Source organism: Cupriavidus nantongensis (assembly GCF_001598055.1).
Lineage (GTDB): Bacteria > Pseudomonadota > Gammaproteobacteria > Burkholderiales > Burkholderiaceae > Cupriavidus > Cupriavidus nantongensis.
The window spans coordinates 1,188,481-1,210,351 of sequence record NZ_CP014845.1 but is presented as its reverse complement, the minus strand read 5'-3'; the positions used below and the strand labels follow the sequence as shown (position 1 = coordinate 1,210,351).

Below are 21,871 nucleotides of genomic sequence, written 5' to 3'. Positions count from 1 at the left end.
GCGCCATCGATCCAGGGAAGATGCGATTGACGCCGCGGCGTAATGGTGATTACGGGTGATTCCGACCTCGGTCCTCAGCCCGTGGTTTCTTCCTCGGGCCCGTCCTGCGGCGGCAGGCGCTCGGCCAGCACCTTGTCGATGCGCTTGCCGTCCATGTCGACGATCTCGAAGCGCCAGTCGCCCCATTGCACCGTGTCGGCAATCTGGGGCAGGCGCCCCAGCAGCAACAGCAGCATGCCGGACAGCGTGTGGTAGCGCTCCTTTTCCTCCTCGGGCACCTGGCGCAGGCCGATGCGGTCTTTCAGCTCGGGGATCGGGATCAGGCCATCGAGCAGCCACGAGCCGTCATCGCGCTGGACTGCCCATTGCTCGCCGGCGGCCTCGGCCTTGAATTCGCCGGTGATGGCCTCGATCAGGTCCTGCAGCGTCACCAGGCCCAGCACCTCGCCGTACTCGTCGATGACAAAGGCGATCTGCCCGCCCGAGGCGCGGAAGTTTTCCAGCAACTCCATGCCGGTCACGCTTTCGGGCACGAACACCGCGGGCTGCACCGCTGCCTGCAGGTCGGCTTCCTCGCCGCGCAGCCGGCGCGCCAGCAACTGGCGCGCGCTGACCACGCCGATGATGTCGTGCATGCCGCCACGCACCACCGGGAAGCGCGAATGGTCGGATTCCTCGATGCGGCGCAGGTTCTCGTCCAGCGTGGCTTCCACGTCCAGGTAGACCACGTCGCCGCGGGGCACCATCAGGGACGCCAGCTGGCGGTCATCGAGCCGGAACACGTTGCGCACCATGGTGTGCTCATGCTGCTCGATCACGCCGGCTTCGGAGCCTTCGACCAGAAGGGCATGGATTTCCTCCTCGGTCACGCCGGGGCCGCGGTCGACCTGGGTGCCGAGCAGCCGCAGCACCAGCCGCGTGGAGCTCGACAGCAGCTTGACGAAGGGCGTCGAGGCCACGGCCAGCCAGCCGATCGGGCGCGCCACCAGCCGCGCGATGGCCTCGGGCGCCATCTGGCCCAGGCGCTTGGGCACCAGTTCGCCCAGCACGATGGAAAAATAGGTCAGGCCGGCCACCACGATCGCGGTGGCGACATAGCCGGCGGTGGTCTCGGAGATGCCGAAACCTTGCAGCCACAGTCCCAGCGGCTGCGCCAGCGTCGATTCGCCGACCACGCCGTTGAGCACGCCGATCGAGGTGATACCGATCTGCACGGTCGAGAGGAAGCGGGTCGGATCCTCGCCCAGCTTCGCCGCGGCAATGGCGCCGCGGTCGCCGTTCTCGATCTGGCGTTGCAGGCGTGCCTTGCGGGCTGTTACGAGTGCAATCTCGGACATCGCAAACAGGCCGTTCAGCAGGATCAGCGCCAGTAATATGGCAATTTCCATCAGGGTGCGCGCCCTCTGCGCGCCGGGTGTCTGAAAAGATCAAGCATACCATTCGCCTGTTACACGACATCGCCACTGTGATGCGCCCGCCGCAAACGGTGGCGGGTTTCCGGCCATCGGCTACGTTTCTGGATGGCTGCGATTACCTGCCAGGTATTCGCGGCGAGGCCGCCGCCATGCTGTAATAGCTCGCATGGAAACGCTGACCCCTGCCTCCGAGGCCACCCTCGACTTCCCCGGACTATTGCGCTACTGGCGCGGCAAGCGCGGCTACAGCCAGCTGGCGCTGTCGCTGGCAGCCGGGGTCTCGCAGCGCCACATATCCTTCCTCGAGTCCGGGCGCGCCCGTCCCAGCCGCGAGATGGTGCTGGCGCTGGCCGAGCGCCTGGGCGTGCCGCTGCGCCAGCGCAACCGGCTGCTGCTCGCCAGCGGCTTCGCCCCCGCTTACAGCGAACACGCGCTGACTGCGCCGCCGTTGCAAATGGTGCAGCAGGCCATCGCCCTGATCCTGGCCAAGCAGGAGCCGTACCCGGCCGTGGTGCTGGACCGCTTCTGGAACCTGGTCGATGCCAATGCCGCCTACCGGCGCATGTTCGACACCTTGCTCGGCGGCCGCCCGCCGGCATCGCTTGACGGCGATCCACACCGGATCAACCTGATGCTGACGGTGTTCGACCCCGACGGCCTGTGGCCGGTGATCGAGAACGCGCGCCAGGTCGGCCGCTACCTGTTGCGGCGCGTCTGGCAGGAGCTGCAGGTGCAGGCGCACGACCAGACCGCGCGCGCGCTGTTCGCACGCATCGCCGACTGGCATCCGGACATGGTGGGCCCGGGCGGCGTGCTGCTGCCCGAGGACGACGGCAGCGACGGCCCGCCGCCGCCGTTGTTGCCGGTGGTGCTGCATGCGGGGGCGTTCCGAGCGTCGTTGTTCTCGACGCTGACCACGCTCGGCATTCCGCAGGACGTCACGCTGCAGGAACTGCGCATCGAATGCTTCTTCCCGGCCGACGACGCCACGCGCATCCTGTTTGAAACACAGGGCGGGGCGCATGACCTGCCCGTCAGAAGCGGTAGCGTAGGTAGATGACGTGGAAGGTGGTGCCAGGATTGGGCTCCTTGATGCCGCCATTGGACAGATGCTGGATGCGGTAGCCCGCGGCAAAGTTGCGGTCCTTGCCGAGCATCACGCCAAGGCCCGCGTATTCCGAGAACTGGAACGCGCTGGAGATCACGTGATCGTCGGAGGTGCGCGTGCCGCTCAGCAGCCGCGCGCCCACCGACAGTTCCAGGAACGGCACCCAGCTGTGGCGCCACCATGCGATCCGCGCCACCGGCGATGCGCCGAACTCCCACAGATCGTTAGGATTGTTGTTGCTGTCGCTGAGCCAGCGCGCAACGTTGACCTCCCATTGCAGGTCGACCTGCCATCCTTGCGGATTACCCCACGCCAGGCCGGAATCCCACAGCATGGCGATCTCCGCCTTCTGCACGTGATGGCTGTCGTCGAAGCCGTAGCCAAGCTGGATCGCAGGCGCCGCGCGCGCGGCTGTGCTCAGGCAGCCGGCCAGCGCAAGCAACGCCGCCACGGCGGCGCGGCGCGGCCGTCGCCAGCGCCCCGCGGAGAAGATTGAAAGGGAAGGAATGCAACTCGCATGGCTGTCTTGTCTGGCTTCTTGGTCTGGTCGGCGCATGGGAAGCACGCGGAAAAGATGCTGCGTTGTTGTCAGGCAGGCCATGGGAAAACCGCCGCTTGCAGCCCCCGGGCGCTGCCTCCTTACCCTATTTGTAGTACACCGGACGGCACGTTGCCGAGGCCGAACGTGGCCGGCGCCACGGCGCGGGCCGTTCGAGGATACGGACTCCGCGCGTGTCCGGCAGTGACCGGGGACAATCGTGCTAACATGCGCGGGCCGGTGCCGGCCGTCTGGCCGGCCCGGTTACGTTACGTCTTCAGGGCGGGGTGAAAGTCCCCACCGGCGGTATGCCGCGACGCGCAGCGCGTGTCCGGCGAGCCCGCGAGCGCTCGCATTCCCGTGCGAGGTCAGCAGACCTGGTGAGAAGCCAGGGCCGACGGTCATAGTCCGGATGAAAGAAGATGAACGGAGCTTGCCCGCGTGGCCCGGCGCCTGCCTGGTCCGTGGTCTGCCGAGCCGTGCGCGCGCAGGGCGAGGCGGTTCGTGCGCGTGCGCTCGGCATGGCGTGCGGGCCTTGCAGTTCCGTTGACCCTTCCCCTGGAACGCCCATTGATGCTGAACAGGAGCGTTTCATGTCTAGCTTTTCCACCGAAGCCATTGCCCCCGCGGTGTCCGCGGATGCCCAACCCATTGCCGCGGTCGCCACGATCGCAGGCGCCGATCCGCGCGCGCTCGAGCTGCGCATCGAGCAGGCCCTGGAGGCCATGCGCGAAGGCCGCCCCGTAGTGCTGCTGGATGACGACGACCGCGAGAACGAGGCCGACCTGATCCTTGCCGCCGAGCGCCTGACCCAGGCCAACATGGCCATGATGATCCGCGAATGCAGCGGCATCGTGTGCCTGTGCCTGCCAGCGGACAAGGTCCGCAGCCTGGGCCTGCGGCCGATGGTCGAGCACAACCGCAGCCAGTACGGCACCGCCTTCACCGTGTCGATCGAGGCGCGCGAGGGTGTCAGCACCGGGGTCAGCGCGGCCGACCGGATCACTACCATCCGCGCGGCGATTGCCGAGGACGCGAGCGCCGATGCCGTGGTCAGCCCCGGCCATGTGTTCCCGCTGGTGGCGCGCGACGGCGGCGTGCTCGAGCGCCGCGGCCATACCGAAGGTTCGGTCGACCTGGCGCGCATGGCGGGGCTGTCGCCCGCCGCGGTGCTGTGCGAGCTGATGAATCCGGATGGCACCATGGCGCGGCGCGCGGAAGCGCTGGCCTTTGCCGAGATGTACCGCTTGCCGGTGCTGACCATCGAGGACCTGGTCGCCTGGCGGCGCCTGCACGGCTGAAGGCCGCCGCGATGCATGGATCGCGGCGTGTCCGCGCGCCGCAATGCATGCATCCTGTGCGACAATGCGGATCGCTTTTTCCCGTCTACATGAGGGTAATTCCATGATGTTCCGCATAATTCGACACGCAGCCGCGCTGGCCGGCTGCGTGTTCGGCCTGGTCCTGCCGCAGGCGCACGCCGATGACGGCGCGATGCCGGCCACCGACGTGGCACCGGCCTCTGCCTCCCGGCCGGCCGCTGCCGCCGGCCTCTACGAATGCCAGGTTCCAGGCTCCGGCACCGTGTTCCGCTCCACTCCCAGGGAAGGTTGCCGCCTGGTTGCCGCGCCCGATCCCGGCGCGCCCGACCCGCAGCGCTGGCTGCCGCTGATGGGTGCCAATGGCGTGATTTCTTATTTCGATCAGTCGGCGGTGCGCCGGCAGGGCACGCAGGTTGGCGTGGTGGTGATGCGCAATTCGCCGTCGGGCGTGATCCGCACCGCCAGCGGCGAACCGATTCGCTCTTCGCTCAAGCGCATGGTGCTGAACTGTGCCACGTCGATGTTTGCCGTGGTCGAGCAGACGCTCTACAGCAAGCGCTTTGCGCGCGGCGAATCGCTCTACACCATCGGCGCGCCGCAGTCCGGCACCTTCCAGGTGGCCGGCCCCGGCACCATCGCCGGGGAGCTGCTGCGCAAGCTGTGCCGCTAAGCCGGGGCCGCGCGGCACTGCCTGCTGCCAGCCCGCTCAATCGCCCACGTGGCGCGATTTCCATTGCCCGTTGGATTGCTTGCAGAACCAGCCGCTCCAGTGCTCTTCGGCACTGCCGCGCTTGAGCTCTGACTTCAGGCGCCGGCACGGCTGGCCCTTGTCGGTCTTGCTTTCGACCGGCGTGATGGTGCCGTCGATCTGCTGGCGCCGTCCCGCGGCCGGATAGGTCCATGCCACCGACTGGCCGTCGGCGGTATCGTTCAGCGCGGTACGCACCGTCTTGGCCAGCGACGCGCCTTCCTTGTCGTTGAGCGTGCCGATGATGGTGCCGCTCAGGTAGTTGTCGAAGTACGCATGCGCCGGTGCGGCGCAGAGCAGCACGGCCCCCAGCGCGCCTGCAACTGCGGCACGCAGGGCCGGGCGGGCGAGGCTGGCAGAGGATGAGGTTTGCCGAGTCAGCATGGCGGTTCCTTGTGGCTACATGGTGGCGTTCGAGTGGCATTGTAAGCGCAATGCGCGGCGGTGGACGACGACTGCCGGCGCGCCTCGCCAATTGCGTCCACCGGGCCGCGGTTGACACCTGCCTGCCCCTGACCTAGCGTTGATTTCTGCCCCATCGTGCCGCCGGCATGGCGGGCGCCCATTGCTGCGAGAGGAGATCCCATGACGCTGCGCTATCTCACAATCGGCCTGGCCGTCGCCTGCGCCTTCGGCACGGTGCACGCCCAGACCGCGGGCAAGGCCGACCAGTTCAGCCCTTACACCGACGGTGCCAAGCAGGACAAGTTCAGCACCTACACCGATGGGGCGAAGCAGGACAAGTTCAGCCCGTACACCGACGGCGCAAAAAGCGATAACGTGACCGCGCTCAACCCAGGCGCCAGGCCCGACCAGATGGAGCCGATCCAGGGCGGGGCGCAGAAGTCGTTCGACTCGTTCAGCCAGGGCGGCATGAACAGCGGCAAATTCGATCCCTATTCCGAAGGCGCCAAGAGCGGCAAGTTCGACCCCTACAGCGAGGGCGCAAAAAAGTAACAGTGTATTAAACGGGCCGGACGCGGGCCTGACGCGTTCCGGCCCGCATCGGTGCGCAACGGGGGCTGCCGATCGAGGCCGACCGCGCCGAGGCTCGCGGCGATGTGACCTGATCGCCCGCAAAGCCATGCGTGGAGCGGCTTTCGGGCAACCCGGCCAACATTTTGTTTCAAACCTTGCGTGATCGAAACGTGACTTTTGCGTCTCGAATTGCTATGGTTTATTGCGCATCGCAACAAACCGGACACGGTGCCCCGCGGGCAGCCTGCCCCGCGTCAGGGCCTCGCCACTCGGCGCCGGGCTCATCTCTTGCCGTGTCCTTCATCGTTCAGGCCGCCGATGCCGGCCACTCCGATTCACCCGCTCACCCTGGCATACATGTCACAGATCGCCACGCCACGAATAGCCGTACCGTTAACCTTGCCCGCCGCCGGGCCGCAAGCCCGCCGCCGCGCCGCGCGCGCCGGAGGGCGGATCGCGGCCTGGCTCGGCGGCGGGGCGCTGGCACTGTGCGCGATGGCGGCCCATGCGTTCGACTTCGACACCGTCGCGTCGCGCGCGCGCCAGCTGGCGGCATCGCCTTACAAGGCACCGGCGCAGAACCTGCCGCGCGAATTGCGCGAGCTGACCTACGAGCGCTACCGCGAGATCGAGTACAAGCCCGAGCGCTTCGCCTGGCGCGGCACGCGTTCGCCGTTCGAGCTGTCGTTCTTCCACGAGGGCATGGTGTTCGACCAGCCCGTGCGCATCCATGAAGTGGTGGGCAACAGCGTGCGCGAATTCCGCTTCGACCCTTCCGCGTTCAACTACGGCCCGCACAAGGTCGATGCCGCCAAGCTGAAAGGGCTCGGCTACGCCGGCTTCCGCATCCTGTATCCGCTGAACCAGGGCAAGCGCAAGGACGAACTGGCGTCGTTCCTCGGCGCCAGCTACTTCCGCGCGCTCGGCAAGGACCAGTGGTACGGGCTCTCGGCCCGCGGCCTGGCGGTGGATACCGCGCTCAACTCGGGCGAGGAATTTCCGCGCTTCGTCGAATACTGGATCGAACGCCCGGGCGCCAATGCCAAGGAAATCACCGTCTATGCGCTGATGGATTCGCGCCGCATGAGCGGGGCGTACCGCTTCACCATCAAGCCCGGCGCCGAGACCGCGATGGAGGTCAAGTCGCGGCTCTACCTGCGCGAGAACGTGACCAAGCTTGGCCTCGCGCCGCTGACCAGCATGTATCTGTTCGGCGAGAACCAGCCGGCGCCGGCGCAGGATTTCCGGCCGGAGGTGCATGACTCGGACGGGCTGTCGATCCACCTCGGCACCGGCGAATGGGTCTGGCGTCCGCTGGTCAATCCCAAGCGGCTGCTGGTGACGTCGTTCGCGGCGATCAATCCGCAAGGCTTCGGGCTGATGCAGCGCGACCGCAGCTTCAACAGCTACCAGGAGATCGGCGCGTGGTATGAGCGCCGGCCCAGCGGCTGGGTGCAGCCGCGCGGCAACTGGGGCTCGGGCCGGGTCGAGCTGGTGCAGATCCCGACCCCGGACGAGACCAACGACAACATCGTCGCGTACTGGGTGCCCGACAACCCGCCCAAGCCCAAGCAGGCCTTCGACTACGAATACCGCCTGCTGTGGCAGAAGGACGGCGAGCAGGAGCCGCCGCTGTCGTGGGTGACGCAGACCCGCCTGGGTCAGGGCCAGACCCGCAGCAAGGAGGACACGAGCTTTTCGCTGGTGGTGGACTTCGAAGGCCCGGCCTTCCGCAGGCTGCCGGCGGACGTTCGCATCGACCCGGTGGTTTCGGCCGATGCCAACGGCGAGCTGTTGAAGACGTCGGTGCAGCGCAATGACGCGACCGGCGGCTGGCGCATGACCATGCTGATGCGCCGCAAGGACGAAACCAAGCCGGTAGAGTTGCGCGGCTATCTTCGCAACGGCAATACAACCCTGTCCGAGACGTGGAGCTACATCTTACCCCCCGCCTAAAGCAGCGACCGGCCCAGGCGGCGGCATGCGAGCGCTATCTCGACCGCCTGCCGGTATCGCCTGAAATGCGCAGCGAACTGCTGGCCGAAAGCGCCGGCATGGCCGCCGCGGCGGCACCCGCCACGCCGCGGGCTTCGGTGGCGCCGGTGATCCCGGTCACGGCCGACGGCCGCGACGCGCAGGAGGCGATCACGCGCCTGCAGTCGCGCCTGGCCGGCAAGGAAGCGCCGCCGGCGCACGGCAGCAGCGCCTACGCCTCGGTGCCGCGGCGCTTTGCCATGGCCTACGGCAATCCGCAGGTCGGCGGCGCGCCGCTGCTGCGCCGGCGCGAAGACGGCACCGTGAAGGCCGACACCGGCCCCGCGCCCGAGCGCAGCTCGATGGTGCCGCGCCAGTGGCCGCCCCATATCGTCACCGGCTGGCTGCGCAATACATGGCGCCGCATGCTGGGCCGCCCGCCGGTTCCTGAAACGTGGGACACGCTGCACGACGGCCCCGACGCCGAAGGCAAATGGCATCCCGCCGGCTCGCACCGGCGCTGGGTGCTGCTGGCACTGGTCGCGGTCCAGACCGTGCTGGCCACGTACTTCATGACCAACGTGCTGCCTTACCACGGTGCCGATCCGCTCGAGATTGCCATCCTGGTGCTGTTCGCCATCCTGTTCTCTTGGGTGTCGGCCGGCTTCTGGACCGCGATGATGGGCTTCCTGGTACTGGCCAAGGGCGGCGACAAGCATCTGATCTCGCGCTCGGCGGTGCCGGACCGGCCCGACGCGCCGATTGCGGCCGAGGCCCGTACCGCGATCATCATGCCGATCTGCAATGAAGACGTGACGCGCGTCTTCGCGGGTTTGCGCGCCACCTATGAATCGCTGTCGCGCACGCCGCACCTGTCCAACTTCGATTTCATCGTGCTGTCGGACAGCGGCAATCCGGACCTGCGCACCGCCGAGCACGATGCCTGGATGGAGCTGTGCCGCGCCGTCGGCGGCTTCGGCCGCATCTTCTATCGCTGGCGCCGCCACCGCGTGAAGCGCAAGACCGGCAACGTGGCCGATTTCTGCCGCCGCTGGGGCAGCAAGTACCGCTACATGGTGGTGCTCGACGCCGACAGCGTGATGAGCGGCGACTGCCTGGCCACGCTGGTGCGGCTGATGGAAGCCAACCCGGGTGCCGGCATCATCCAGACCGCGCCGCTGGCGGTGGGCCGCGAAACGCTGTATGCGCGCGTGCAGCAGTTCGCCACGCGCGTGTACGGGCCGCTGTTCACCGCCGGGCTGCACTACTGGCAGCTGGGCGAATCGCACTACTGGGGCCATAACGCCATCATCCGCGTCAAGCCGTTCATCGAACATTGCGCGCTGGCGCCGCTGCCGGGCCGCGGCCCGCTGTCGGGCGAGATCCTGTCACACGATTTTGTCGAGGCCGCGCTGATGCGCCGTGCCGGCTGGGGCGTGTGGATTGCCTACGACCTCGAGGGCTCGTACGAAGAACTGCCGCCCAACCTGCTGGACGAGGTCAAGCGCGACCGCCGCTGGTGCCAGGGCAACCTGATGAACTTCCGGCTGTGGCTCAAGCAGGGCTTCCACGTGGTGCACCGCGCGGTGTTCCTGACCGGGATCATGGCGTACCTGTCCGCGCCGCTGTGGTTGCTGTTCCTGCTGCTGTCGACGGCGATGCTGGCCAAGCATGCGCTGGTGCCGCCGGAATACTTCACGCAGCAATACCAGCTGTTCCCGACCTGGCCCGAGTGGCATCCGGAAAAGGCGCTGGCACTGTTCTCGGCCACGGCCACGCTGCTGTTCCTGCCCAAGCTCGCCAGCGTGGCGCTGCTGATGAAGCAGGCACGGCGCTATGGCGGCGCGGTGCAGCTGTTTGCCAGCATGCTGATCGAGGTGCTGCTGTCCGCGCTGCTGGCGCCCACGCGCATGCTGTTCCATACCAAGTTCGTGATCGCGGCGTACAGCGGCTGGGGCATCTCGTGGAAATCGCCGCCGCGCGAGGACGCCGAGACCACGTGGGGCGAAGCGTTCCGCCGCCACGGCTGGCATACCGCGCTGGGGCTGGCGTGGGGCGGGCTGGTGTACTGGCTGAACCCGTCCTATGTGCTGTGGCTGCTGCCGATCGTCGGCTCGCTGGCGCTGTCGATCCCGCTGTCGGTGATGCTGTCGCGGGTCTCGCTGGGCCGCGCTTCGCGCAACGCCGGGCTGTTCATGATCCCGGAAGAAACGCTGGTGCCGCGCGAGATCGTCGAAACCCAGCAGCATGTCGAAAACGCCGCCGAACCGCCCAACTTCGTCGACGCCGTGGTGGACCCGGTCACCAACGCGCTGATGTGCGCGACCGCGACGCCGCGCGTGGTGCAGCCGGAATCGGCGCGCAAGCGCCACGACAGCCTGGTCGAGCATGCGCTGACGCACGGGCCGCGCGCGCTCACGCCGGCGCAGAAGCACGTGCTGCTGGGCAACCCGTTCGCGCTGGCGCGGCTGCATGAACTGGTGTGGGGCTCGCCGCTGGCCGATGCTGGCTGGAAGGACACGCGCATGCTGGTGCGGCGCGCCGCCAACGTGGTGCCGCTGCGCCCCCGCGCCGCCTGAGGCGTGTTGCCTGAAACAAGAACGGCCCGCATCAGCGGGCCGTTCTTGTTGGCACTGGCGCGCGGCTCAGCGCAACGCAGCGCTGCAGATCGGGCCGTTGATATAGACGTCGCCGATGCGGCGCTCGCCGCGGTCCTTGCGGGTCATGTAGCGGAACAGCATGCTGACGCCGAGCTTGGTCAGGATCTCGACATCGCGGTTGGCGCAGATATTGCGCTGCAGCGGCGCGGCGTAGTTGACCTCGAAGCTGGCCAGGTCGAGCATCGGCCCGCGGTAGTTGGTCAGTTCCAGCTGGAACAGGACGTGTTTGCCCGGGACCGACTGGCAGCGGCGCAGGCGGGTCTCGCCGTCGATCTCGATCGGCAGGGCATCGTTGAGCTGGCGGCAGGCGCGCGCCAGCACGTTGTCGGGGCGCGTGGCATTGCGCAGCAGTTCGGGCACGCCGGCGGCGCCGGTGTTCTGGCCCGTGGCTGCACCCTTGAGCATGCGCGCCACCGGGTCGGCTTCATCGGGCGCGGGAACCAGCAAAGGGACGCTGGCACTGCGCAACTGCGCGGGCGCCGCCCTGGCCGTCTCAGGCAGGGGCACCAGCAGCACGGCCGCAAGAGCGGCGGTGCCTAGCGAAGCGGAAAGCGGCGTTTGTCGTATTCTCATGCAGGCTAATGTTGCGGGGACCTGTACTGTCGTCCCTCTCTGCGAGGCCGACGGCGAGTCTTACGCCGACAGGCTGGCATTGTACCCTCCGCGCCGGCGCGCATGAAAGTCGCGCCCCGCCAGCGCGGCAGCGTTGCCGCCAGGCCATGCCCAGGAACACCAGGGCGTGACTCCACTATTCACCAATCCTGCCAGGTTTGCCAGCTTTGCCGGACTCGACCCGGGCGATGAAATGTAGCGGGGCGGTCTTTCCGCGCGAACGGCCGCATGCCAGCGTCGCCGGGCCAGCGGCTGCATTGGTTATGTTGTGCAACAATTGCGTCTTTCAGCGGGGTTGCCCGTGCCGCAGGGCCGTGCAGCTCAGCGCCCTCGCCCTCGGATAATGTCCTCCATGCCCCATTCCCCAAGCGCCGCGTCGACGCCGCGTTTCCCTGCCTGGCTGCTGATCTGCGGCTCGCTGATGGCGATCGCGCCGCTGTCGATCGACATGTACCTGCCCAGTTTCCCGACCCTGGCGGGCGATCTGGGCGTCGACATCGGCCAGGTCCAGCTGACGCTGGGCACCTTCCTGGTCGGGCTGGCGATCGGGCAGGCCTTCTATGGTCCGTTCAGCGACCGCTTCGGCCGCAAGCCGCCGCTCTATATCGGGCTATGTCTTTACATCATCGCCGCGGTGGGCTGCGCGCTGGCGCGCAACGTGGAAGCGCTGATGCTATGGCGCTTCCTGCAGGCGCTGGGGGGCTGCGCCGGCATGGTGATGGCCCGGGCGGTGATCCGCGACCGGCTCGAGGCGCATGAATCCGCGCGGGCGTTTTCGTCGCTGATGCTGGTGATGGGGGTGGCGCCGATCCTGGCACCGATCATCGGCGGCGCGGTGTTGACGGTATCGGGCTGGCGCGCCATCTTCTGGGTGCTGGCGGGGGCCGGGCTGCTGATCCTGCTGCTGGTTCACCTGCGCATGGAGGAATCGCTGGACCGCGGCCATGTAGCGCCGCTGCGGCTCGGCACCGTCGCGCGCAGCTACGCGGAACTGCTGCGCGACCGGGAGTTCCTGGGTTACTCGCTGTCGGCCGGCTTCGGCTCGGCCGGCATGTTTGCGTATATCTCGGGCTCGCCCTTCGTGCTGATCGAACTGCACGGCATCGCGCCGTCGCACTACGGGTTTGTGTTCGGCGCCAATGCGCTGGGGCTGATTACGATGTCGCAACTCAATGCCCGGCTGGTACGCGGGCGCTCGCTCGACCAGGTGCTGGGAGCCACGCTGCTGGCAGCGCTGGCCGCGGGGCTGGTGCTGGCGCTGGCCGCACTGGCGGGGATGGCGGTGCTGCCGGTGCTGCTGGGCGGATTCTTCGTGTTTATCGGTGCGCTGGGCTGCGTTTCGCCGAACGCGTCGGCGCTGGCGCTGGCGCACCAGGGGCATCGCGCCGGCACGGCTTCGGCGCTGATGGGCACGTTGCAGTTTTCGCTCGGCACGCTCGGCGGCGCCGCGGTCAGCGTGTGGCGCGACGGCAGCGCGCTGCCGCTGGGCGTGGTGATGGCCGCGTGCGGCGCCGGCGCGGTGCTGATGCGCCATTACGGGCGCTCGGGCGCACGCGCGCGTCCGGGCACCCGCTGAAACCGCCGCCGCGCCGGTTCAGGCGGCCTGCTGTGCCGCGGCTTGCTCCGCGGCGGCGTGCGGCACCCCGGCCTGTTGCACCACCACCATGTGCGCCGGCATCGGCGCGGCGTAGCCGGCCTGGCCGAAGCATTCGCGGATGACGCGGTTGGTGTCGAAATAGACTTGCCAGTAGTGGTCGTTATGGCAATAGGGGCGTACCGCCAGCACCGGGCCGACCAGCGTGAACTCGAGGATTTCGACGTCGACCGGCGGCTCGGCCAGCACGTTGGGGATCTCGGCGATGCGGGTCTTCAGCAGCGCCACCGCCTCGGCGACGTCGGTGCTGCCGGCCAGCTGCGCTTTCAGTTCCACGCGCCGGAACGCATTGGCGGTGAAGTTCTGGATGGTGTCGCTGAAGATCTTGTTGTTGCCGATCACGGTCTGGACGTTGTCCGGCGTATCGAGCGTGGTGGCGAACAGGCCGATTTCGCGCACGGTTCCGGTCACGCCGCCGATGGTGACGAAGTCGCCCACCTTGAACGGCCGCAGTACCACCAGGAAGGCGCCCGCGGCGAAGTTTGCCATCAGCCCCGACCAGGCCATGCCGATGGCCACGCCGGCAGCGGCGATCAGCGCGGCAAAGGTGGTGGTCTGGATGCCGAAGTAGCCGAGGATGCCGATCACCAGCACCACGTTCAGCGTCACGGTGACGATGGAACCGACATAGCGCAGCAGCGTCGGATCGACCTTCTGCTTGCCCAGCGCATTCTGCACCAGGCGCACGACAAAGTGGATCAGCCAGCGGCCAATGACCCAGAAGGCGAGGGCCGCCAGGATCTTGACGCCGAATTCGGTGGCGTAGGAGACCACCAGGGTCTTGAGGTTGTCGAAGGTAGAGGCGTCCATCGGCTTATTCCTTTCGTGTTGGCGTGACCGGCCGGCCGCCGGCCCAACATCCCCCAAACCAGCCGGCTGCGGCGTGCGAGCCCCTGCGCGTTGCGCGCAATGACCGGGCACGGCAATTATTGAGAGGCCGTGCGCGGAAGCGCAAGCAAATAATTGTTAAGACAAGGCGCGTTACACGGCTCGCCGGTTTATATCGGAAAGCCTTTGGCGGGTATTACCAGTTGGTTTCGCGCTCGGGGGTCGCGGAAATGCGGTGCAGCGTCAGGTCGGCGCCGTTGAACTCGCCCTCGGCGTCTAGGCGGATGCCTACCAGCCGCTTCAGCGTGCCGTAGACCAGCGTGCCGCCGGCCAGTGCGACCACGATGCCAAGCAAGGTGCCGAGCAACTGCGCGCCAAGCGATACCCCGCCAAGTCCCCCCAGCGCCTTCGCGCCGAAGATGCCCGCGGCAATGCCGCCCCAGGCGCCGCACAGCCCGTGCAGCGGCCACACGCCCAGCACATCGTCGATATGCCATTTGTTTTGCGCCAGCGTGAACATATAGACGAACAGCGCGCCGGCCACGGCGCCGGTCACCAGGGCGCCCAGTGGATGCATCAGGTCCGAGCCCGCGCATACCGCCACGAGGCCGGCCAGCGGCCCGTTGTAGACGAAGCCCGGATCGTTGCGCCCGGCCAGCCAGGCAGCGAGCGTACCGCCGGCCATCGCCATCAGAGAATTGATCGCAACCAGGCCGCTGATCTTGTCGACGGTCTGCGCGCTCATGACGTTGAAGCCGAACCAGCCCACCGCCAGAATCCAGGCGCCCAGCGCCAGGAACGGGATGTTCGAGGGCGGATGCGCGCTGATGCGGCCGTCATTCTGATAGCGGCCGCGGCGCGCGCCCAGCAGCAGCACCGCCGGCAGCGCAATCCAGCCGCCCAGCGCATGCACCACCACCGAACCGGCAAAGTCGTGGAAGGGCGCGCCGGCCACGCGCGCGATCCAGTCCTGCACGCCGTAGCGCTGGTTCCACACCATGCCCTCGAAAAACGGGTAGACAAAACCCACCAGCACGAAGGTGGCGACCAGCTGCGGATTGAAACGCGAGCGTTCGGCAATACCGCCCGAGATAATCGCCGGAATCGCCGCGGCAAAGGTCGCCAGGAAAAAGAACTTGACCAGCTCATAACCGTTCTTCTGGGCCAGGGTTTCGGCGCCGGCAAAGAACTGCACCCCGTAGGCAATGGTGTAGCCGATAAAGAAATAGGCGATGGTGGAAACCGCGAAATCCACCAGGATCTTTACCAGCGCATTGACCTGGTTCTTCTTGCGCACCGTGCCGAGTTCGAGGAACGCAAAGCCGGCGTGCATGGCCAGCACCATGATGGCGCCCAGCAGGATAAACAGCGCGTCGGTGCCGGTCTTCCAGTTGTCCATAGTGACCTCATGCTCAAAATGGGCGCACCAGTACGCAAAAAGCGTTCCACTGACCGCTGCATCCTGGTGCCGCTTGCACCGTGCCGGGTAAAAAACCGCACCGGCCTGCCGCATGCGGCCGATTCCCCGGGAACTCCGTGCCGTCGGAACGCTGCCGGCAGCCGGGCACCTCTGCGCCCGAATGGAACCGACAAGGTGCGTCCGGTGATCCGTTGTGGTGCGTCGCCCCATTTGGGGGAATCTGTCCTATGCTGTTTAGTTTTGAGGGCCCGATTTCGGGCGACTGCTCCCGGCCCGGCAAAATGCGGCGCCTGGCAAGCGCGAACAGCAGTGGAAATTGCCCGCTAACCGGCCTCAAGCAAGGATTTGCGGGTTTTTTTGTCGCATTGGTGCCACTGGGGATTGCTCAACGCGCGAAGGGCAGATTAGACTGCGCCGATCGATGGCCTGCCGCCAGGCACGCCCATCGGTGACGACGACCAACAAGGGAAATCAGCCATGAATAAAGGTGAACTGGTATAGGCCATCGCCGCGGAAGCAGAATTGAGCAATGCCGCCGCCGAGCGTGCGCTCAACGCAGCGCTGGACAGTATCAAGAAGGCAGTGGCAAAGGGCGATTCTGTAACGCTGGTGGGTTTTGGCAGCTTCAGCGCCGGCAAGCGCGCTGCCCGTACCGGCCGCAATCCGCGCACCGGCGAAACCATCAAGATTCCGGCCGCCAAGACGGTCAAGTTCTCGGCAGGCCAGGGTTTCAAGGACGCCGTGAACAAGAAAAAGTAAGCAGTTTGCGTCCATAGCGAAAGAAGCGGCCTGGCAGGCCGCTTTTTTTGCGCCCGATGCGCCGGATGCGCCGGATGCGCCGGCAGACCGGTCGCCGACGCCGCGCCATCCCCGCCATCAACGGCGCGGCGATCCGGGTTAAACTGCCGGCGCCCGCAGCCGGCAATCCCGCCCCCGCAATCTTCGTATCCCGCATCATGAATGACCTGTCCCACCAGCTTTCCATGACCGTGCTGATGACGCCCGACATGGCCAACTTTTCCGGCAACGTCCACGGCGGCACCATCCTCAAGTACCTGGACATGGTGGCGTATGCCTGCGCCAGCCGCTACGCCGGCCGCTACGTGGTCACGCTGTCGGTGGACCAGGTGGTGTTCCGCCAGCCAATCCATGTGGGCGAGCTGGTGACCTTCCTGGCATCGGTCAACTACACCGGCCGCAGCTCGATGGAGATCGGCATCAAGGTGGTGACCGAGAACATCCGCAGCAAGCTGGTGCGCCATACCAACAGCTGCTATTTCACCATGGTGGCGGTGGACGACAACGGCAGCCCCGCCGAGGTGCCGCCGCTGGAGCCGCGCGACGAGGTCGAGCGCCAGCGCTTTGCCGCCGCGCAGCAGCGCCGCGCGCTGCGCCAGGAAATGGAAAAGCGCCACGGCGACATCAAGTCGTCGGTGAACTGAGTACCGATGCGTGATACAGCCATGAAGTCTCAACACAAACTCGTTCGCCTCCTGCTTGCAGGCGTCTGCGCCAGCGCCGCCGCGGGGGCCATTGCCGAGGAGATCGGCAGCGTCAGCACCAATTTCCGCATGACCGGCTCCGACAAGGTCGTGATCGAAGCCTATGACGATCCGCAGGTGGACGGCGTTACCTGCTACGTGTCGCGCGCCCGCACCGGCGGCATCAAGGGCCAGCTCGGCATGGCCGAAGACCCGCCCGAGGCCTCGATCGCGTGCCGGCAGGTGGGCCCGATCGGCTTCAAAGGGCCGATCAAGCAGCAGGACAATGTCTTCTCCGAGCGCATGTCGATCCTGTTCAAGGCGCTGCACGTGGTGCGCGCGGTCGACCGCAAGCGCAATACGCTGGTCTACCTGACGTATTCGGACCGCATCGTCAGCGGCAGCCCGCAGAACAGCGTGACCGCCGTGCCGGTGCCGGCCGGCACGGTGATTCCGGTGAAATAAGCGCGCCGGCCGGGGCGCAGGTCATCAGCGGGCCAGCGCAGCGGTTTCCGCCTGGCAATCGCGCGAGGGCCGCGCGCCCGCGGCGCGCGCGGCAGCGACTTCATTGCGGGCCCGCTCCAGGTCGGCGCGGAAGGTGGGATCGGCATGCAGCCGCGCCACCGTGGCGGCTGCCATGGTGCGGCCCGCGTTGACATCGCTCTGCCAGTGCACGTTGCACACCACGCGGCTTTGCCCGAAGGCCTGGCCGCGCGCCAGCAGCTCATTGGCGCGCGCCGGCTCGATCTCGGTCAGGATCAGCGCCCAGGCCCAGCCGATGGCGCTGTGACCGGACGGGTAGGAGCCATCCTTCTCCAGCTTGGCGGCCTCGGCCTGCGTGCACATCGGCGTCTTGGTGGCCACGAACGGGCGGGTGCGCTTGTAGTGATCCTTGGCCTTGTACGTGGACAGGCCGGCATCGACCAGGCTGCGGCGCAGCAGCATGGTCAGGTAGGGCGTGTCCTTCTCGCTGACGGGTACCCCCAGCGCGCAGGAGAAGGTGCTGGCAGCCTGCGGGAAGGTCAGCACGGCATCGTCGGACGCCAGTTGCCAGCGCGGCGACCCGCGCAGCGGACCGGCCTGGCGCGCGGCGTCCTCGTCCAGCGCCAGCGCTGCCGAACCCGTCGCCGGTGGCGGGGGCAGCAGCTTCAGGCTGTCGGGGCGCGCATCGGCGGCGAGGTAGCCGGCCGGCACGCCGGGTCGCAGCTCCGGCACCGCGGCCAGGTTGGTGCCGCCGGCGGCGCAGCCGGCCAGCAGCGCGGCGAGCGCTGCCGCGCCCAGGGCCCGCAAGGGTTGGGAGAGGGAGGAATCCGGCTTGGCTTGGTCCGTCAATTTTTCGTCCTGTTGATGGGTCGGATCGATGCGGTGGCTCCGCTTAGCTTACGCGGCGGCGTCGAACAGCTTGCGCAGGTTCGACTTCATGATCTTGCCATTGGCATTGCGTGGCAGCATCTCGTGGTAAATCAGGATACGCACCGGCACCTTGAATGCTGCCAGCCGCTCGCGCACGAAATCCTGCAGCTCGGCTTCGCTCGCCTGCATGCCCGGCTTCAGGCTGACCACGGCGGCCGGCTCCTCACCCAGGGTCCGGTGCGGCAGCCCGACCACCGACGCATCCATGACCGCGGGATGCTCGTACAGCGCGCTTTCCACTTCGATGCAGTAGATGTTCTCGCCACCGCGGATCAGCATGTCCTTCATCCGGTCGACGATATAGACGTAGCCTTCCTCATCCAGCCGGGCAATGTCGCCGGTGCGCAGCCAGCCGTCGACAAAGGTCTGGGCGGTGGCCTCGGGCTTGTTCCAGTAGCCGCGCACGACATTGGCGCCGCGTGCCATCAGCTCGCCGGTTTCCCCTGGCGGCAGCGCCTGGCCGCGGCCGTCGACCACCTTCATCTCGCCGATCGGCAGCGCCGGGCCGCTGCTGTCGGGGCGCATCACGTATTCTTCGGCGCTGTGGCTGGTAAAAGTCGACGAGGTTTCGGTCATGCCCCAGCCGATGCCCGGCGCGGCCAGCGGGAAGACTTCGCGGATGCGCCGGACCAGCTCGGGCGAGGCCGGCGCGCCGCCGTAGTTGATGTTCTCGAGCGACGACAGGTCGAAGCGGCCGCGCTCGGGATGCTCCAGGATCTGCCAGGCGATGGTGGGGACGCCGCCGGCCGCGGTGCAGCCCTCGCGTTCGATCAGTTCCATGCCGCGCAGCGCGTCCCAGCGATGCAGCAGCACGATCTTGCCGCCGGTGGCGATGGCGCCGTTGAGCACCGCCATGCAGCCGGTGACGTGGAAGAACGGCACCGCGAGCAGCATCGATTTCTGCGGCGCGGCCGGATCCGGCGCCGGGATCGGCTCGCCACGGCGCAGCAGGTTGCGCAGCGGACTGAAGCCGCCGGCCACCGCGACCGAGGTGGAGTTGCGGTGCGTGCCGACCGCGCCCTTCGGCTTGCCGGTGGTGCCGGAGGTGTAGAAGATGGTGGCGTCGTCGTCGGGGTCGATGTCGACCGCAGGCGGCGCCTGCTCCGGCAGCGTCGCCCAAGTCGACGACGGGCCGATCACGCTTTCCAGCGCCGTTACGCGCGGGTCGGCCGGTGCGGCGCCCGCGCGCGAGACGTAGATGCGTTCCAGCGCCGGGCAACCCGGCAGGTGTTCGAGGATGCGGTCGAGCCGCTCGGCATCGACGATGGCGATGCGGCTGCCGGAATCGGCCAGGCCATATTCCAGCTCCTGGCCGGTCCACCACGCGTTGAGCGGGGTCACGATGGCGCCCGTCAGCAGCGCGCCGTAGAACGCCACCGGCCATTCAGGCAGGTTGCGCATCGCCAGCGCCACGCGGTCGCCCTTGCGCACGCCGTCGCGCACCAGCGTGTGGGCCATGGCGATGGCGGCACGCAGGAACGCATCGTAGGAGACGCGCTCGTTCTCGTACACCACGAAGGTGCGATCGGCAAACGCGCGCGTGGCCAGCAGCAGCTCGCGCAGCGTGGGCGGCGCGTTCTTCCAGACCGTGGTGGGGATGCCGCGGATCACGCGCGTCTCGGTTTCGAACGGCGCGCCCGGCGCGGTCAGGCGGGCGTGGGCCTCGGCCAGCGACATGACCGGCCAGGTGCCGGCCGACTGCGGATTGCTCGACATGGACTGCCTCCCGGAACTGCACTGCAGGTTGAGGGAAATGCAGGAAAGCGGCCGGCGCAGTCAGCGCCGGCCGCTTTGAAACGCTTGCGGCTAAGGTTCAGATGGTCACGCCGCCGTCCACCACCATGGCCTGGCCGGTCATGAAGGTGCTGGCCGCGGAGGCCAGGAACACGGCCGCGCCGGCGATCTCGATGGGCTCGCCGATGCGGCGCAGCGGCGCGCCCTGGGTGGACTGCTTGTAGCGCTCGGGATCTTCCCACAGCGCGCGCGCGAAGTCGGTCTTGATCAGCCCGGGCGCGATGCAGTTCACGCGCACATTGTGCGGCCCGAACTCGACCGCGAGATTGCGCGCCAGCTGGAAGTCGGCGGCCTTGGAAATGTTGTAGACGCCGATGGTGGGCGAGCCGCGCAGGCCGCCGATAGACGACACGATGATGATCGAGCCATCCTTGCGGTCGATCATCTGCGGCGCCACCATCTGGATCAGCCAGTGGTTGGAGATGACGTTGTTGTCCAGCACCTTGCGGAACTGGTCGTCCGAGACCCCGCTCATCGGCCCGTAGTACGGATTGGACGCGGCATTGCAGACCAGCACGTCGATCTTGCCGAAGGCGCTGTTGGTCTCGTCGACCAGGCGCTGCAGGTCTTCCTTCGAAGAGATGTTGGCCGGGACCGCGATCGCGGTCCCGGCGCCATGGCGGGCGTTGATCGCATCCACCACTTCCTGGCAGGCCTCGGCCTTGCGCGAGGAAATCACGACCTTGGCGCCCTGTACGGCCATCTGCTCGGCGATGGCGCGGCCGATGCCGCGCGAAGAGCCCGTGACGATGGCAACCTTGCCCGTCAGATCGAACAATGACATGGAGTCTCCTGTATGGCTGCGCCGGCGCCAGCGATGCTGGCCGGCTTGTGCTGGCGGCGGGGTGCCGCGCTGTTGTGCTGCGGACGCGCCCGCAGGCGGCATCGCCGGGACATTATGTGGCGCGGCCATGCCCGCGTCCACAGCGCCGGGTGGCGGTTACAGGCCTTATCAGCATTCTTTCTGCCGGCAATGCGCGCGGTGCATGAAGCCGTTGCTGCAGTGCGGAGCGGCTGCCAGTCAGCTGCAATTCAACTGCCGGCCGACGCCGTCGCAGGCGCCAGCAAGTCAGGCAGCGCAGCCATCAGGCCCTGGCGCAGCTCGTCGTCCAGCACGATGCCGAAGCGCTCCGACAGCGCCTGGACCACGGCCTCGGCATGCGGCAGGTGTGTGCGGTGTACGCTGCCGTCCGGAGCGCGCTCGGCCAGTTCGCCGTTGGCCAGCGTCACGCGCGTGCCGCCGTCGGTGCGCGCGGCCATCAGGCGCTGCAGGAACACGCTGTCCGGGTGCGTCGAGACATACCAGTTGCGCGCGACGAAATCGATCGGCGGCTGCGGCGTCAGGTCGAAGCGGTAGACCGGGATCCAGCCGGCATCGCCACGCGCTTGCAGGTCGTAGCTGTGGAATGCGCTGGTGCCGGCTTGCGCTGGCGAGGGCGCCAGCCGGTAGGGAAAGCCATCGTCGGCCGGCTCGGACAGCGGCATCGCCCGGAACGGCGTGGGGCCGCCGAAGCCGACATCGACCAGATAGCTGCGGTGCGCCACTTCCACGCGCAGCAGCATGTGCGAGGTCATGGTCGGCACCTCGTCCGGCACGCCCCAGCGCACGCGCGCGGCCAGCGGCGTGACCGCGTAGCCCAGCGCGCCCAGCCCGGCGCTGAGCAGCGTATTGAGTTCAAAGCAGTAGCCGCCGCGCCGGCGCGTGACCAGCTTGTCGAACACGGCGTCGAGGTCGATGCGCACCGGGCGGCGCAGCAGCGGGTCGAGGTTCTCGAACGGGATGCTGGCCAGGTGCGCGGCCAGCACCGCGTCCAGCGCCTGCAACGTGGGCGAGGGCGGCGCGTCGATGCCGAGGCGTGCCAGCCAGGCGTCGAGTTGGGTGGCGTCGAGAGTTGTCATGGTGTCGGGGGCTCCGGTACGGTGCAG

Annotated in this window: 21 protein-coding genes and 1 riboswitch; of the genes, 11 read left to right on the top strand and 10 right to left on the bottom strand. The window is 67.7% G+C overall.

The features are described 5' to 3' along the window. Window positions 1-74 precede the first annotated feature (74 nt). The gene (locus A2G96_RS26560; RefSeq protein ID WP_062803175.1) at window positions 75-1,388 is read right to left on the bottom strand and encodes a hemolysin family protein; all 1,314 of its coding nucleotides are present in this window, start codon (window positions 1,386-1,388) and stop codon (window positions 75-77) included. Window positions 1,389-1,414: 26 nt separating this feature from the next. Between A2G96_RS26560 and A2G96_RS33760 the strand changes: the two genes are divergently transcribed. Both A2G96_RS33760 and A2G96_RS26555 read left to right on the top strand, forming a co-directional pair. Further along, the gene (locus A2G96_RS33760; RefSeq protein WP_154676091.1) at window positions 1,415-1,573 is read left to right on the top strand and encodes a hypothetical protein; all 159 of its coding nucleotides are present in this window, start codon (window positions 1,415-1,417) and stop codon (window positions 1,571-1,573) included. An 8-nt stretch (window positions 1,574-1,581) separates the two neighbouring features. Then, window positions 1,582-2,475, top strand: coding sequence for a helix-turn-helix domain-containing protein (locus A2G96_RS26555; RefSeq protein WP_062803174.1), 894 nt, complete (start codon window positions 1,582-1,584; stop codon window positions 2,473-2,475). Here the strand turns inward: A2G96_RS26555 and A2G96_RS26550 are convergent. Then, the gene (locus A2G96_RS26550) at window positions 2,450-2,974 is read right to left on the bottom strand and encodes an acyloxyacyl hydrolase (protein WP_062803173.1); all 525 of its coding nucleotides are present in this window, start codon (window positions 2,972-2,974) and stop codon (window positions 2,450-2,452) included. The genes A2G96_RS26555 and A2G96_RS26550 overlap by 26 nt on opposite strands. Before the next feature lie 356 nt (window positions 2,975-3,330). Further along, a riboswitch (FMN riboswitch) is annotated at window positions 3,331-3,489 on the top strand. A 165-nt stretch (window positions 3,490-3,654) separates the two neighbouring features. Between A2G96_RS26550 and ribB the strand changes: the two genes are divergently transcribed. Together ribB and A2G96_RS26540 are read left to right on the top strand one after the other, a co-directional pair. After that, window positions 3,655-4,362 (top strand): 3,4-dihydroxy-2-butanone-4-phosphate synthase, encoded by a 708-nt coding sequence (gene ribB, locus A2G96_RS26545; protein WP_062803172.1) that lies wholly within the window; start codon window positions 3,655-3,657, stop codon window positions 4,360-4,362. A 103-nt stretch (window positions 4,363-4,465) separates the two neighbouring features. Next, window positions 4,466-5,053 (top strand): surface-adhesin E family protein, encoded by a 588-nt coding sequence (locus A2G96_RS26540; protein ID WP_062803171.1) that lies wholly within the window; start codon window positions 4,466-4,468, stop codon window positions 5,051-5,053. A gap of 36 nt (window positions 5,054-5,089) precedes the next feature. Here the strand turns inward: A2G96_RS26540 and A2G96_RS26535 are convergent, their stop codons facing one another. Beyond that, window positions 5,090-5,515, bottom strand: a complete 426-nt coding sequence (locus A2G96_RS26535) for an RT0821/Lpp0805 family surface protein (RefSeq protein ID WP_062803170.1) — start codon at window positions 5,513-5,515, stop codon at window positions 5,090-5,092. Window positions 5,516-5,716: 201 nt separating this feature from the next. Between A2G96_RS26535 and A2G96_RS26530 the strand changes: the two genes are divergently transcribed. The 3 genes from A2G96_RS26530 (at window position 5,717) to mdoH (ending at window position 10,662) form a co-directional block, all read left to right on the top strand. Next, on the top strand, window positions 5,717-6,088 hold the full coding sequence (locus tag A2G96_RS26530; protein WP_062803169.1) for a hypothetical protein: 372 nt from the start codon (window positions 5,717-5,719) through the stop codon (window positions 6,086-6,088). Between the two features lie 378 nt (window positions 6,089-6,466). Then, window positions 6,467-8,065 (top strand): glucan biosynthesis protein G, encoded by a 1,599-nt coding sequence (locus tag A2G96_RS26525; RefSeq protein ID WP_062803168.1) that lies wholly within the window; start codon window positions 6,467-6,469, stop codon window positions 8,063-8,065. After that, window positions 8,038-10,662 carry a glucans biosynthesis glucosyltransferase MdoH gene (mdoH, locus tag A2G96_RS26520; RefSeq protein ID WP_082819103.1) on the top strand — a complete coding sequence of 875 codons (2,625 nt, stop codon included), beginning with the start codon at window positions 8,038-8,040 and terminating at the stop codon, window positions 10,660-10,662. Before A2G96_RS26525 ends, mdoH begins: the two co-directional genes overlap by 28 nt. 66 nt (window positions 10,663-10,728) lie before the next feature. Here mdoH and A2G96_RS26515 read toward each other — a convergent pair whose 3' ends face one another. Then, entirely contained in the window at window positions 10,729-11,316 is a 588-nt protein-coding gene (locus tag A2G96_RS26515; protein WP_062803166.1) for a hypothetical protein, read from the bottom strand. 391 nt (window positions 11,317-11,707) lie between these two features. On the opposite strand from A2G96_RS26515, the gene A2G96_RS26510 reads away from it, so the two are divergent. After that, window positions 11,708-12,931, top strand: coding sequence for a Bcr/CflA family multidrug efflux MFS transporter (locus tag A2G96_RS26510; RefSeq protein WP_062803165.1), 1,224 nt, complete (start codon window positions 11,708-11,710; stop codon window positions 12,929-12,931). Between the two features lie 18 nt (window positions 12,932-12,949). On the opposite strand, the gene A2G96_RS26505 is transcribed toward A2G96_RS26510, so the two are convergent. Together A2G96_RS26505 and A2G96_RS26500 are read right to left on the bottom strand one after the other, a co-directional pair. Beyond that, a complete protein-coding gene (locus A2G96_RS26505; protein ID WP_062803164.1) occupies window positions 12,950-13,819 on the bottom strand; it encodes a mechanosensitive ion channel family protein in 870 nt (289 codons plus the stop codon). Window positions 13,820-14,033: 214 nt separating this feature from the next. Further along, the gene (locus A2G96_RS26500; RefSeq protein ID WP_062803163.1) at window positions 14,034-15,236 is read right to left on the bottom strand and encodes an ammonium transporter; all 1,203 of its coding nucleotides are present in this window, start codon (window positions 15,234-15,236) and stop codon (window positions 14,034-14,036) included. A gap of 525 nt (window positions 15,237-15,761) precedes the next feature. On the opposite strand from A2G96_RS26500, the gene A2G96_RS26495 reads away from it, so the two are divergent. From A2G96_RS26495 to A2G96_RS26485, 3 genes are all read left to right on the top strand, one after another. Next, window positions 15,762-16,016, top strand: a complete 255-nt coding sequence (locus A2G96_RS26495; RefSeq protein WP_231909761.1) for an HU family DNA-binding protein — start codon at window positions 15,762-15,764, stop codon at window positions 16,014-16,016. 197 nt (window positions 16,017-16,213) lie between these two features. Beyond that, window positions 16,214-16,699 carry an acyl-CoA thioesterase gene (locus tag A2G96_RS26490; protein WP_062804144.1) on the top strand — a complete coding sequence of 162 codons (486 nt, stop codon included), beginning with the start codon at window positions 16,214-16,216 and terminating at the stop codon, window positions 16,697-16,699. Between the two features lie 21 nt (window positions 16,700-16,720). Further along, complete coding sequence (locus A2G96_RS26485; protein ID WP_062803162.1) at window positions 16,721-17,203, top strand: CreA family protein; 483 nt, start codon at window positions 16,721-16,723, stop codon at window positions 17,201-17,203. Window positions 17,204-17,227: 24 nt separating this feature from the next. Here the strand turns inward: A2G96_RS26485 and A2G96_RS26480 are convergent, their stop codons facing one another. From A2G96_RS26480 to A2G96_RS26465, 4 genes are all read right to left on the bottom strand, one after another. Then, on the bottom strand, window positions 17,228-18,070 hold the full coding sequence (locus tag A2G96_RS26480; RefSeq protein ID WP_231909753.1) for an acid phosphatase: 843 nt from the start codon (window positions 18,068-18,070) through the stop codon (window positions 17,228-17,230). Between the two features lie 48 nt (window positions 18,071-18,118). Then, entirely contained in the window at window positions 18,119-19,867 is a 1,749-nt protein-coding gene (locus tag A2G96_RS26475; RefSeq protein WP_062803160.1) for a class I adenylate-forming enzyme family protein, read from the bottom strand. Window positions 19,868-19,964: 97 nt separating this feature from the next. Beyond that, entirely contained in the window at window positions 19,965-20,729 is a 765-nt protein-coding gene (locus tag A2G96_RS26470; protein WP_062803159.1) for an SDR family oxidoreductase, read from the bottom strand. Between the two features lie 248 nt (window positions 20,730-20,977). After that, window positions 20,978-21,844: an arylamine N-acetyltransferase family protein gene (locus A2G96_RS26465; protein WP_062803158.1), complete on the bottom strand. Its 867-nt coding sequence runs from the start codon at window positions 21,842-21,844 to the stop codon at window positions 20,978-20,980. Window positions 21,845-21,871: the final 27 nt, after the last annotated feature.